The following is a 13,029-nucleotide window of genomic DNA, read 5'->3' on the forward strand; positions in this document are numbered from 1 at the left end:
CCGTGCGCCTTCTCATTGCCGCAACGGGACTGGGCCTCTGCCTGGCTCTCGTGCTCGTGGTCACCATGTCGCCCACGCCGATCGATCAGGGTTACGAGAGCGCGATCGAACGGGTGCTGTCCGTGCTTCATCGCAACGGCGTTCCCGGATGGTTCGGGTACCGCTGGTTCGAGTTCTCGGCGAACATCGTTCTCTTCGTACCGGTGGGGTACTTCCTCTCCCTCCTCTTTCCGGCACGCTTCCTCTGGATCGCCCTTCCGCTCGTGCCTGCCCTGTCCGCGACGATCGAGACGCTGCAGTTCTTCGTGCTGCCGGCGCGCTTCGCCACCGTGAACGACGTCATCGCCAACACCATCGGCGGGTGGGGTGGGGTGGTCACCGCGGCGATCACGGTGGCGGCGGTGCACATCCGTGACCGCAGGGTGCTGCAGAAGTGGCGCGAGCGCAACGTCGTGGGCGTCCGGGAGCCGGCCGCGTGAGCCTGCTCCGTTCGCGCGCGGCGCTGCTGTCCGCGGCATCCGCTCTCCTCATCAGCGCGCTCGCCTACGTACCGATGATCCTCTCGGGTCACATCACGCGCGATTCCGGCGTCTTCCTCTACACCGGCATGGTCGTCTCACGCGGGGGGATGCCGTACGTCGACTCGTGGGATCACAAGGGCCCCCTCCTGGCGGCGATCGAGACGGCGGCGTGGCGGTTGGGGGGAGGGATCGTCGGGGCGCCCCTCCTCGAGGCGCTCGTGCTGTTCCTCGGCCTGTCGATCGCCGGGGTCATCTGGTCGCGGTGGATTGGAGGCTGGGCTCCGCTGGTGGTCTTGATCGTCGGCGTCACCTACCTGGGGGTCTTCGAGGGCGGGAACTTCACCGAGACGTGGCTCTTCCCCTTCCAGCTGACCGCGTACTCCGCGGCCGCGCACGTCGGGCTCCGGCACGGACGCGAGGCCTCAGCCCGCGTGGCGGCTGGCCTCGGACTCGTCGTCGGGCTCGCCCTTTCGGTCGGACTGTTCACGCGAATGAACAATGTGGCGGGGCTCACCGTGCTGGCCGTGCTCGGTGTGATCGCTTTGCGCCGGCGCTTCGTGTTCCTGGGCGCCGTGGTCGCCGTGGTCGCGGTGATCGGGGGTGCACTGACGCTCTGGCTCTGGGGTGGGGACGCGCTGCGCGCCGGAGTCGACCAGTACCTGCGCTACAACCTCTTCTACTCGGGCGGTACGCCGCTCGGCGAGCGCGTGAGCGCCTTCGCCACCCTGTCGCAACTTCTTGTCTCGGGCGCGGTCGTGGCGACGGCGCTCGTGGTCGTGGGCGCGTGGATGGCGCTCGGAGGCGCAAGACGGGGTGCCGCCCCGGCGAACATGGCGGTCGTCGTTGTGTTCCTGGCCGTCGGCGCCGTCGATGCCCTCTCGCAGATGGCGTCGGGGCGCCCCTATCCGCACTACCTGGTGGTGGCGATCGCTGGTTTCGCGGTCGCCATCGTCGCGGCGGTGCACCGGCTTCGTCCCTCGGCAGGGGAGTGGTGGAGGGCCGAAAAGGCTCCACGGCGCCGGGTCCTCCGGGCGCTGGGTCTCGCAGCGCTTTCGCTCCTCGTCGTCTCCAGCTCGGCCGCAACGGCTGTGCAGGGGCTTCGGTCAACGATGGACGCGGGCGTGGATGTCGCCGGTTCGTATCAGGCGCAGATCGTCGATCGGGTTCTGGCCGAGACGAGCCCCGACGATCGCGTGCTCGTGCACGGCGCTGAGACGTGGATCCTCGCCGCGGCCCAGCGGCTGTCGCCGACGTCGATCACGTACTCGCTCCCCGTCGAGCAGGGGTACGAGGGCCTGTCGGCTCAGTACCTGGCGGACGTGACTGCTTTCCCGCCCGCCCTCATCGTGGAGTCTCCGCTGTCGTGCGGCATTTCGATCGAATGCTCGGCCGACAAGGATCACTTCGCGGGCTTGGCGCCATGGATCGTCGCGTCCTATCAGCTCCAGGGTGACGTCGTCGGTGTTCGGTTCTGGCAGCGGGTAACGACCCACCTGTCCTCGACACCACCCTAGGAGAAGGCGAAGTACGAAGACGAGGCAGAGATCACCCTCCCCGTTCTGCAGGAGAAATCTGGGCCATCATGCGGATTCGCATGCGGTAGGAGTCGGGGGTGGAGTCCCGGCGGCTTCCAGACATGGCGCGGTGCAGGTTGATATCGCCGGGTCCGGTTTGAGCGAGGTGCGATGTTCTCCATCCAGGCAGCGAGTTCGGAGCCTTCGTGCGCGTAAACGCAGCCGGCAGCCGACTATGCGACCGGGTAGTCTATTCGCGATGACGCTCAACATCGCCAAAACCGGACTGCGCGCGTGGGCCGATCCTGTCTCGCATATATTTCTACCGTGGCGACGACAAGGTTATTCCGGCGACGCCGGCATATCGAGGCGACGCAAAGGTGGGCGGTTGCGTTCTGCGATTGATGCGACCGGTGAGGAGCTTTGGCCGGCGCAGCAGAGGCCCGATACGGGGGGGGTTCAGTCTCGCGCGCGATCCATCGACGGGTTGTTCGTCGCGCTCCATGCGTCGAGTCTCACGCGTGTTTTGTCGCCCTCGCCTGCTCGGGCGGCGTTCGGGCCATGCCGACGTGCCGCAATGCCTCCCACCGCGCGACGAGCAGACTTTCTGAAAATGCACGCACCCAGGTGATTCTCGTCCGTGGGGACCCGGCAGCGTGTGGCAGGTGGCGATTTGATGACAAAATGGCGAGCGGCCTACCGCGAGATGTTTGGAATGCTCAATGGGGGAGAAGCTATGAGGTTTTCACTACACCGCGTGCGAAGGGAGGAAGATGCTGTGAGGCGGCGATCTCAAGGCGCCCCGGGCTTCTCTGACCCCCTGCTGACCTGGACAAAACGTCGTCGGCTGCTTCTCGTAGCATCGACCGGGGGGCACCTCGCGCAACTCCACATGATCGCTGACCGCCTCGGTGCCAGCGACGATTCCGTATGGATAACGTTCGACAGCCCGCAGAGTCGGTCGCTGCTCGCAGGTAAGGATGCGCGATTCGTCCCCTACATCCCGCCCCGGGGATGGCGGCAAGCCCTGCGAGCCTGGGTTCTCGCAGCACGAACCACACGTTTCATGTCGTTCGACGCAGCCGTGAGTACGGGCGCAGGTTTGGCGTTCGCGGTCCTCCCCCAGATGCGTGTGCGCCGCATCCCGACGTACTACATCGAGAGCGTCTCGAGAATCAACGGCCCGTCGCTCACCGGTCGAATGATCAGCGCAACGCGGGCGGCAAGCCTGCGGACGCAGCATTCGTCCTGGGCCGACGCGCGCTGGCGACCCTTTCCTCCGGTCCTCGGGCAGTTCGTTGCCCACCACAGGGAGCCGCCCGGCGTAGATGCGGCAGGCGATGATACGCGCCGCCCCACCGTATTCGTCACACTCGGGACGATCCACCCCTATCGCTTCGACGCGCTCATCGACGGACTTCTGGCCTCCGGATTGGTAGACGAAAGGACCGTGTGGCAGATCGGAGAGACATCGCGTTCAGACTTGCCAGGCATGGTCAATCAGTACATGAGTGCGGACGATTTCACGCTCGCGTGTGCGAACGCGGACGTTGTTGTCACTCATGCTGGCGTCGGTACGATTTTGGCGCTGCTTGATGCGGGAGTGTTCCCGGTGGTCGTTCCGCGCCGTTCGGCGCGGAGAGAGCACGTCGACGACCATCAAGGCCAAATATCGACTCTGGTTGAACGACTAGGCGTCGCGGCAGTGACAGAGGCGAACGGTGATCTTGCTTCGGCCATTCTCGAAGCGAGTATGAAGCGAGTGGCCAGATCCGATGACCGCTAGGAACGACAGACCGCTTCGGGTCGTCCATGTCTTCAACACCCTGAACGGTGGCGGACTTCAACGCGTGGTGCTGGCGCTATCACGCTGGATGCGGGAGGAGCATGACGTCGAGGCGCTGCTCGTCAGCCACGGTGGACCTCTCGAACGTCAACTGGAGCCCACGGACCGCTGGGTGGGAAAGGCGCAGGCGGGAGGCTTCTTCGGCGAAGTGATGCAGCTCCTCTCGATCGTGCGTCGGGAAAAGCCGGACGTTCTCCACGCTCATCAACGCCGCGACGCTCTCAGCTGCCTTATCGTGGGCGCCGTGACGAGGACGCCGGTCGTCGAGCACGCGCACAACACATTGCCCAACACCGGTATCAAGGCGCTTTCGTTTCGTGCTCCGATGACATTCGCTGTAAGTAATCAGGTGCGCGACATGATCGTCCACACCTATCGGCGTGATCCCGCCACAATCCACGTGGTGGGTGGTGTGCCGTTCAATCTCTCGAGCGAGCCGCCCTATCCGCGCCCCGACGAGGCCGGCAGGCCTCGTCGCATCCTTGGGATTGGACGGTTGGAGGAGCAGAAAGACCCGGAACGCTTCATTCGTGCTATCGCATCCGCGGCCCGTCGCGTACCTGTCGAGGCTCGCTGGTTGGGGGACGGCGGGCTGCGCGGACAATGCGAGAGACTCGCGCTGGAGCTCGACGCTCCAGTCACCTTCGTAGGCCCGAGTGATCGTGTCACGGAGGAGCTCGACGCTGCGGATGGTTTGTTGATGACGTCACGGTGGGAGGGTTTAGGGCTGGTGATTCTGGAGGCTTTCGCACGAGAGCGGCCAGTGGTCGGTCTTGCACACGGCGGCATGGGCGAATTGCTGGCCGAGGGTCGCGGTACGCTATTGCCGTCAGATGTGTCCGACGAGGCCCTCGCTGAGGCCGTCATCGGCGGGACTGCCACCTCGGTCGAGGTCGGGCACTCCATAGATTTGGCATCCGACTACGTCAGTCGCCACGCGACGGCCGAGGTCGTCTATGGGGCGGTCCTGGCCGGCTACCGCTCGATAATCGACCGGACAAGGGGGGCATCGTGCCATCTGTCACAGTGATTGCACCGATTCGCAACGGCATTGAGTTCGTCGACGATTTTGTGCGCCAGATGCGAGGTGAACTCGGAGTCGACGACCGGGTTATCGTCGTCGACGACGCCTCGACAGACGGTTCAGCTGAGGCTGTCGAACGGGCTACACACGGAGATTCGCGGTTTCTCCTCATTCGAAACGAGAAGAACCTCGGTGTTGCTAAGTCACGCAATCTCGCTGTCGGCATGGTGCGCACGGAATTCGTGTGGTTCGTGGATCACGACGATTTCTGGGAGTCCGGCACGCTCTCGCACTACCGCGCGGCCATTGAGGATGCAGACGTCTTGATCAGCCGCGCTGATTACCGGACCAGACCTGATGTACCGGGTCGCATCGTCGATGGAATAGATCGCGCCGAGGATCTCGACGCCGCGGGAGCTCTTCGGCTCATGCTCGAGGGACTCGTCCACGGCTATCTGTGGAGCAAGCTTATCCGCACGTCTGTACTGGGAGTGGATCCGTTCCCGCCTCTGACGTCGCAATCCGATTTCTGCGGCGTGGCGGCCATGGTGTCGCGCGCATCGAAGGTGAAGACCATTCCGGATGTCCGGTACCACTACATCAAGAGGACGGGTTCGATCACCCGGGGGCGGCGGGTCGAACTGGGCAACTTCATGGTCGGCCGAGAGACGATGCTCAACGCAGCCGGGCGCGTTGGCCTCGACCGCGACACGAACCTCCTGCAGTTCTTCACCTGTTGGTTTTTTTGTCACGCATTGGTCTTTGTCCCGCTGCGACAGGGCTCGCCACGCGAGATCTTCGACGAAGGAATGCGTCTCAGCCGCCGCACACTCCGGGGTATCCCTCTTCTGCCCGTTTTCCGTCGTCGCCCCAGGGTGGGAGCTGAAATGCTTCTCCTACGTTACGGATGGTTCGCTTATCGACCTGTGATGAGCATGGCGTTGCGAGTCGTCGACGCGCGCAAGCGCGAAGCTGAACGACGTTCAACGGGGGGCAAATGATGTCCCCCAGGGTGTTCGTGTGGGCGGAGGGGCTTGCATCCAACCTCGGTGACTCTGTCCTCCGACGTGGCCTTCTTCGACGTCTGGAAGCCCAGAACGCAGTCCATGCGTACGTCGGGCGCGGGGACAGGGGATATCTCGCTGGTCTGGAGATGTCGAACCGCACCACCGCGTACACGTCGGAATGGCGATGGCACCTGGCGATCGTGCGGAGCTCGTTGCTACGACGGACCGTTGTTCTGATGAGTCCTGGTGAAGCGATCGCAGATCGTCGCTCGCTTCTTATGCGCACCGCCTTCGTCGTGGAGGGCCTGTTGCTCCGGTTGCGCGGAGGCGCCGTGCATCAAACTGGAGTCGGCATCCGTCGTCCGGTGGGGCGTTGGCCCATGGGTATCAGAGCGACCGCGCGGGTTTGCGAGATCGTGACGTGGCGCGACGAATGGAGTCGCGACTTCATCGGCAAGGGGTCCGTCTTTCCTGACTGGGCGATGGGTGAGGGGCCACGTTTCGCCACAGAGGGGGTGCCGCGCGACCTGCTTGCGTTGTCGTTCCGTGGAGATCGTGCTCAGCCGACCGTTGATGATGTCAGCGCTCTGCGTGATATTAGTGTCGAGCTCAACCTGCGTCCGATCGTGGTTGCACAAGTCGCAGCCGATGACGCGCCCGGTCGTGCGCTCGCGCAGCAGCTGAACTGCGATTTCGTCGAGTGGGGGTCGGGGGATCACGCCGACATCGAAGCCCGCGTGCGATCCGTGTACGCGCGGACGCAGCTCATCCTGAGCGATCGCGTCCATGGTCTCATCATCGCCGCGACGGAGGGCGCGATACCCGTCCCGTTCGGGTTCGTCTCGGTGGAGAAGGCACGACGTACGCTCGACGCGGCTGGTCTGGCGGCGCCGAGCATCGACCTCGAGGACCTTCGTTCCGGGAACGCGAGCCGGGCCCTTCGAAAGGCCGTCGCCGCTGGGGAGGACATCCTCGGAGCCGTGAGCGACGCATCGTCGCAGCTCGATGCTCTTGCCGCTCGGATCGAAGAAACCGTTCGGGGACGCCCGGCCAGAGTGCTGCACTCCATGGCGGCGCCTGACGGCACGGTTACTCGGTACGCCGATCACATGGCTGCGGTCGAGGCGCCCGACGTGCAAGTCTCATTCTTTTCATGGCACCGAGCGCTCATTGGAAGATATGACATCTTCCATGTGCATTGGCCGGAGTATCTCGCGCGGGCATCTCGCGGGGCGCGCGGTTGGGGTAAGCGCGCAGCGATGCGGCTACTCATCCTCCGGCTGCGGCTGAGCCGAACACCGGTGGTGTGGACGATGCATAACCTCGATCCGCACGAGGCGGCGAGCGGTGGGGAGCAATCGCGTGTGCGCGCTCTTCTGGACCGCGTGAGCGTGAGCGTCGCACTCAACCCCGCCCAGTCGACTCCGCTCAAGGTCCCGACGGTGTACATCCCGCATGGGCACTACAAGGAACGCTTCGCACGTCACCCGCACAGCGAGATGGAGATGAGCCGAGTCGTCTTCTTCGGCTTGATCCGCCCCTACAAAAACGTTCCTCGCCTCATTGAGGTCTTCGCGGAGACAGCGCGACCGGGCGAGTTTCTGTCCGTAGTGGGCAGACCCCAGGAGGACTGGCTGCGGGCCGAGATAGTCCAAGCGGCCGCAGGGATCACGCAGATCGGGCTCGACTTGAGATTCGTCGCCGATGAGGAACTTGTTGCGGAGGTGACGCGTGCACAGCTCGTGGTCCTTCCATATCTCGAGATGAATAACTCTGGTGCTCTCTTCGTCGCCCTCTCACTCGGACGTCCTGTTCTGGTACCTCGTTCTGCAGTGAATGAGGCGATCGCCGCAGAAGTGGGCCCCGAGTGGATGCAGCTGTTCGACGGCGAAATGACCTCTGAAGTCTTGCGACGGGGTCTCGCGTGGTCGGAAGCTCCGCGAACCGAGCGAACGCCCGCCATGGCGCAGCGCGATTGGGAAGCGATCGGTGCGCGTCACCGTGAGCTTTACCGGTCACTTGCGGACCGGACAGTCCGTGTCTGATAACAGCTCTGGATCTAACCTGGGCAGGTCGGCCGCGGGCGGCGCGCTCGTGACCCTGGGATCGCAGGGGCTGCGGATCGGGCTGCAGTTCATCTCGATCGTCACACTCGCTCGAATCCTCACGCCCGAGCAGTTTGGCCTCGTCGCGATGGTGACGGCGATAATCGGCATCGCCGAGGTCTTCCGTGATTTCGGGCTCTCTATGGCCGCCGTGCAGGCGCCGACGCTTACCCGCGGTCAGCGCGACAATCTGTTCTGGGTCAACACCCTCATCGGCTTGGTCCTAACGGGAGTCACCGCAGCCCTTGCGCCGGCCATCGCCTTGCTCTATGGGGAACCCGACTTGGTTCCAATCACCCAGGCGTTGTCGATCACGTTCTTCCTGAACGGACTGTCAACGCAGTATCGCGCGGACTTGACTCGTCGCCTCCAGTTCCTCAAGCTGAACGCCGCGGAGATCGCGGGCCAAGGGGTCGGGCTTGCGGCGGGCATCGCTGTGGGTCTGCTGGGGTGGGGATTCTGGGCGCTGGTCGTGCAGCAGGTCACCCAGGCCGCTGTCGCGGCTGCGTTCCTTGTCTCCGTTGCGCGCTGGATTCCGGGGTTGTACACGCGGAACGAAAGCATTCGATCCTTTTTCGGATACGGAATGAACCTTCTTGGTGTTTACGCCCTGGCGTACGGCGCCAAGAACCTTAGCGGGGTGATCATCGGAGCCAACTTGGGTGCTGCGCAGCTGGGAGCCTACAACCGTGCATACCAGCTCCTGACCCTCCCGCTTGCTCAGTTGAATGCGCCGTCAACGAGAGTCGCTCTTCCGGTGCTTTCGCGAGTGCAGTCGGAGCCAACCCGGTTCGACGCTTTCCTTATCCGCGGCCAGTCGATGTTGCTTCACGCCGTGCTGCTCGTTTTCTCTCTCTCGGCTGCCTTGGCCAGCCCTCTCGTCGAGATCGTGCTGGGCCCGCAGTGGGGATCGGTCGTCCCGATCTTCCAGATACTTGCGATCGCCGGTGTGGCGGAAAGCGCCGCCTACGCCGCCTACTGGGTCTTCCTCGCGCGAGGGCTCACTCGACAGCATCTCTATTACGCAATGGTCATGCGACCCCTGCAGATCGGATTGGTCGTCGCTGGAGCGCCCTTCGGTCTGTACGGAGTGGTGTGGGGGTACACGATCGGACTCGTCATCGCCTGGCCTGCGAGCCTCATCTACTTGCGGATCCTGCGTGCGGCCCCCGTGGGCCGTATGGCGCGAAGCGTTGGTGCTATCACTCTGGCCTACGTCGCGGCGGCGGCGGCGACCTACGGAGTGTGGACCCTCACCACCGGTTTGTCCGTGTGGGCGCAAGCTGCCATCGGCATCGGAACCATGGCGCTGTCCATGCTCCTGGTTTGTGCGATCTGGCCACACTTTCGCGCTGATGTCCTTTCCATCGTCGGGCTGGTGAAGCGAGCCATTGTCGGTAAGTTCAAAAGATGAGCCGCGGCGCCGCGGCGAAAGGCATTCGGAACATTGGATAGAACCATGACGACAGCCCTCTCGAAGCGATCAGACGCGCGGTCGGGGACAGTGCGCATCGTCGGCGCCCTTGTGGGTTTTTCTGCTGCCATCGTGAGCGTGCATTGGCCGGAAGCTCTGGGGTCAGCACCGTCCCCCAGCACCATGCTGATCGTCGTCGCCCTCGCGATCGCGTTCATTCATGCCGGTCGGGAGTCTGCACGTCTGGTTCTGGGCCCGTTCGACTTCGCGATGATCACGCTGATCTTCATCCGAGCCGTGGTTGAGATCTTCAACGCTTCCGATCTCGGGCACTCCGTCGCAACAGGAGCGATGACCACTCTCGTTCTGTTGTATCTGTCTACCTTTCCGGCTCGGTTAGTCATACGATCCCGGCAGGATTTCCGGACCTTCTGCTTCTATCTCGCCTTGCCCGCCATTCTCGTGGCCATTGTGGCTGTCCTGCAGCTCATACGCTTCCCGGGGGTGATGGAGTGGATTCTGCAGAACGTCAGCGTGGGAGGACTCCAGAACCGCGTTGACGCCGGTCGTGACGATCTGCGCGCCACGAGCACGATCGGCCACTGGACGTCGCTTGGAGGGTATCTCTGCGTAGCGACCGCTCTGTTCTGTCTGGAGATATTGATGTCGAGAGGGGAGAAGGGACTGGGACGCAGAGGCATCGCGGTCGTCGGCATCGTCGTTCTCTTCGTCGGACAGGTTTCGACCCTCACGTTCGGAACAATCGCCGTCTGCGCCGCTGTCATCTTGGTGACCATCCTGCGGCTCAAGGTCAATCCGCTCTATCTCGTCGTGGCCGCGGGCGGAGGTCTGATCGCTTGGCAGATCTTCGGCTCCAGCATCGAACAACGACTCGAAGATCAGGCAGTCGTCAGTCGCTACACGGACGAGTCCCTGCGGTGGTTGCCCTCTACCGTGGCTTACCGAGTTCGGATATGGCAGACGGAGACCATCCCGGCCATCGAACAGCGGCCCTTGACCGGGTGGGGTCAGCAAACATACACGTTCCCAGACAATTGGTCTGTTTTCCCGTCGATGTTGGTGTGGAACTCGCCCGAGTCGCAATGGCTGGGACTCATTGTTCGAGGTGGACTTGTCGACCTCGCGGCATTTTTGGGGCTCTTGGTCGCGATGTTCATCGTCCTACGGCGCGCGCGACGCGTAATCGGAACTGCGACGACGCCACTCACCGTCGTCCTCGTGGGCCTCTTGGTGACCTGCCTGATCAATTCGCCGTTCTCGACGAACGGAGTACCGCAGATTTGGTGGCCCATCCTTGGTGCTTTGCTCGCTCTGGCATCTCCGCGCCTCGGCGAGAAAAGCGCCATCGCCTCGCCAACATCGGAACGTATACAGACTCTCTAGGGTGGGATAAGGTCACCGTCATGCGCAGAATGATTGTATTACTGCTTATCCTCTCTCTCGCGCTGTCCGGTTGCACCGAGGTGTCGAGAAGCGGGTCGGCGGTCGCACCGGACGATGGACAGGATCATCAGTCGTCCGACGGTTCGAGTACCTCAACGGGTCAAGGGGCTTCGGACTCTCCCCCGGAGTCGGGCGCCCCGACCGATAACGAGCAGCCAGTGGATAGCGTCACTTCAGCCCCGTCTGCGGATGAATCGGATTCCATTCCACCCGCGGATCCGGGTGCTCCGGCGGATGAAGTTGTCCCGTCGGTACCGGGCGGAGATGCCGGGGAGCGGGATGAGCAGACGTATGAAGCAGGTGACAGCCAGTTCCTCGACGCTGTGGGCACCGCGTGGCGAGGCGACGTCCCTGATGAATCAACCGTCTTGCAGATCGGTCGGAACGCTTGCGAGCAGATTAAATCCGGCGTGCAAATCTCCAACGTGAATGTGGTCGAGGGAGATGGCGACGTACGAGATCTGAACAACGACGTGTCACGCCTCGCTGCGCTGCACTTGCTGTGCCCAGAATCGATACGTTTTGAATGAAGACTGCCCGGCCCGGTAGCCCTCATTCACGGCGGACGTCCTGGCGAGGACAGTACGGGAATCGGTCTAGATTAGTTCTTGGCCCGCCGCAACTGCATCCGCATCGTGCCGAGCCAGTCCACCTGTTTCGGATGCACCTCCCAGAGATCTGGGGAGCGGTGCACAAGCGCTCGGCTTCACGGGCTCAATCCACTGCGGAAAACCGCGCCATCGTCGGAGGAGACGCCTTGATGAGATCCAAAATCCGATCCCTCGGACGGTGGGGCTTCCCTCGGGTCGATCGTGTCGTGTTCGCCCTGGGTGCGCTATTTCCATCCAAACAACCCCCTGTCCACGTACTTATCACAGCCCCCGGCGGGGGTAACATCGGCGACCAGGCAATGTTCGAGGCGTTCGCTGAGAATTCCTCCGGCCGAGTGCTGGCCATCCTGCCTTCGTCCGGTGCGCTGAATAACCCTGATCCCGGCCGCGTCGAGACCGCGGCGATGCCCGCGCTCATGCAGCTCACCGGTGTCCGACATTGGGTCGACGTATGGCGTTTGGGGCGACTGGTATCCGAGACTCGATCGCTGAGTGTGACCGGTGCCGACATCATGGACGGTGGCTACAATCCAGTGGCCAGTGTGGCGCGGTGGAATCTCGCCCTTTGCTTCGCCCGGAAGGGCGTGCCCAGTCGTCTCCTCGGCTTCAGCTGGAACGGACGTTCCCCGGCAATCGTCGCGGCGTATGCAAGGGCGGCGCACGACGCGGGCGTTCAGCTGTTCGTGCGCGACCCCGTATCTCTCCGCCGTATCCACGCCGACGGTCTCCCGAAGGCGGTGGGAACCTCTGACACGGTCTTCCAATTGACGACCAACAATCCCGCGATCACCCAACGGGAGGAATTCGAACGGATCGCCGGGCGCGCATTCGTGATAGTGAATGCCAGCGCGCTGGTTGCGCGCGGCCTCGATCAAGTTTCGGAACTTCGTGAGGTAATCGATGCCATTCTCGCCTCCGACCGAAACGTCGTGGTCTTGCCGCATGTCCAACGTGGACCTCACGGAGACATCGAGGAAGGGGCTCGTGTGGCGCAGGGGTATCCGGCGGACCGGGTAATCTTCGTGGATCGACTTCTCGAACCCTCGGGAGTTCGCTCTTTGACGAGACGGGCAGAGGCCGTTGTCACCGGGCGAATGCACCTTGCAATCATGGCGCTGAGCCAGGGAACGCCGGCACTTGTGGTTTCCACGCAGGGGAAAGTTGAAGGCCTGGCGGAGCTTTTTGAGACGCCCGATCTTCTCCTCGAGCCTTCTCCAGGCTTCGGCGCCACCGCGATCGAGCGAATCGCTCCGGAGCGGCTGGACGCGTTCCGTCGACGGGTCGCCGCGCGCTTACCGGTGGTGACCGAGTTGGCGTCGAGGAACTTTGAGGGTGTGGCTTGAATGCAGGCGGCTTCAACAATCGAGCAGGAAGTGGCGTAGTACTTCCGCAGCCCCGATGAGCGTGCCTGAGAGTCCAGTGGGCGACCGGGTTCGACAATTCGTCGGACAGCCGAGCCGTGGGCCCAGGTGCACTGCACGGGCGCTAGGACGATGTTGATCTGCAAGCCCATCCACGTGACA

At 63.4% G+C, this 13,029-nt stretch carries 10 protein-coding genes; all 10 read left to right on the top strand.

Annotation, left to right across the window (positions count from 1 at the left end):
* Positions 1–2: 2 nt before the first annotated feature.
* Positions 3–479 (top strand): VanZ family protein, encoded by a 477-nt coding sequence (locus IFU19_RS08200; RefSeq protein ID WP_191916640.1) that lies wholly within the window; start codon positions 3–5, stop codon positions 477–479.
* Positions 476–2,035, top strand: coding sequence for a hypothetical protein (locus IFU19_RS08205; protein ID WP_191916641.1), 1,560 nt, complete (start codon positions 476–478; stop codon positions 2,033–2,035). The genes IFU19_RS08200 and IFU19_RS08205 overlap by 4 nt, the downstream gene beginning before the upstream one ends.
* A gap of 892 nt (positions 2,036–2,927) precedes the next feature.
* On the top strand, positions 2,928–3,821 hold the full coding sequence (locus IFU19_RS08210) for a glycosyltransferase (RefSeq protein ID WP_192013425.1): 894 nt from the start codon (positions 2,928–2,930) through the stop codon (positions 3,819–3,821).
* Entirely contained in the window at positions 3,811–4,911 is a 1,101-nt protein-coding gene (locus IFU19_RS08215) for a glycosyltransferase (RefSeq protein ID WP_191916643.1), read from the top strand. The genes IFU19_RS08210 and IFU19_RS08215 overlap by 11 nt, the downstream gene beginning before the upstream one ends.
* A complete protein-coding gene (locus IFU19_RS08220) occupies positions 4,893–5,906 on the top strand; it encodes a glycosyltransferase (protein ID WP_191916644.1) in 1,014 nt (337 codons plus the stop codon). The genes IFU19_RS08215 and IFU19_RS08220 overlap by 19 nt, the downstream gene beginning before the upstream one ends.
* Before the next feature lie 152 nt (positions 5,907–6,058).
* A complete protein-coding gene (locus IFU19_RS08225) occupies positions 6,059–7,957 on the top strand; it encodes a hypothetical protein (RefSeq protein ID WP_192013426.1) in 1,899 nt (632 codons plus the stop codon).
* Positions 7,950–9,431 (top strand): lipopolysaccharide biosynthesis protein, encoded by a 1,482-nt coding sequence (locus IFU19_RS08230; RefSeq protein WP_191916646.1) that lies wholly within the window; start codon positions 7,950–7,952, stop codon positions 9,429–9,431. Before IFU19_RS08225 ends, IFU19_RS08230 begins: the two co-directional genes overlap by 8 nt.
* Before the next feature lie 45 nt (positions 9,432–9,476).
* Positions 9,477–10,835, top strand: a complete 1,359-nt coding sequence (locus IFU19_RS08235; RefSeq protein WP_191916647.1) for an O-antigen ligase family protein — start codon at positions 9,477–9,479, stop codon at positions 10,833–10,835.
* Positions 10,836–11,053: 218 nt separating this feature from the next.
* Positions 11,054–11,425 (top strand): hypothetical protein, encoded by a 372-nt coding sequence (locus tag IFU19_RS08240; protein ID WP_191916648.1) that lies wholly within the window; start codon positions 11,054–11,056, stop codon positions 11,423–11,425.
* Positions 11,426–11,805: 380 nt separating this feature from the next.
* Positions 11,806–12,849 (top strand): polysaccharide pyruvyl transferase family protein, encoded by a 1,044-nt coding sequence (locus IFU19_RS08245; RefSeq protein WP_191916649.1) that lies wholly within the window; start codon positions 11,806–11,808, stop codon positions 12,847–12,849.
* Positions 12,850–13,029: the final 180 nt, after the last annotated feature.

The sequence above is a fragment of the Microbacterium sp. CFBP 8794 genome, assembly GCF_014841235.1.
Taxonomy (GTDB): Bacteria; Actinomycetota; Actinomycetes; order Actinomycetales; family Microbacteriaceae; genus Microbacterium.

Excerpts from the sequence above, each read along its gene's own strand:
- IFU19_RS08215 (WP_191916643.1), top strand. The coding sequence starts at position 3,811 with ATGACCGCTAGGAACGACAGACCGCTTCGGGTCGTCCATGTCTTCAAC.
- IFU19_RS08225 (WP_192013426.1), top strand. The coding sequence starts at position 6,059 with ATGTCGAACCGCACCACCGCGTACACGTCGGAATGGCGATGGCACCTG.
- IFU19_RS08210 (WP_192013425.1), top strand. The coding sequence starts at position 2,928 with ATGATCGCTGACCGCCTCGGTGCCAGCGACGATTCCGTATGGATAACG.
- IFU19_RS08235 (WP_191916647.1), top strand. The coding sequence starts at position 9,477 with ATGACGACAGCCCTCTCGAAGCGATCAGACGCGCGGTCGGGGACAGTG.
- IFU19_RS08245 (WP_191916649.1), top strand. The coding sequence starts at position 11,806 with ATGTTCGAGGCGTTCGCTGAGAATTCCTCCGGCCGAGTGCTGGCCATC.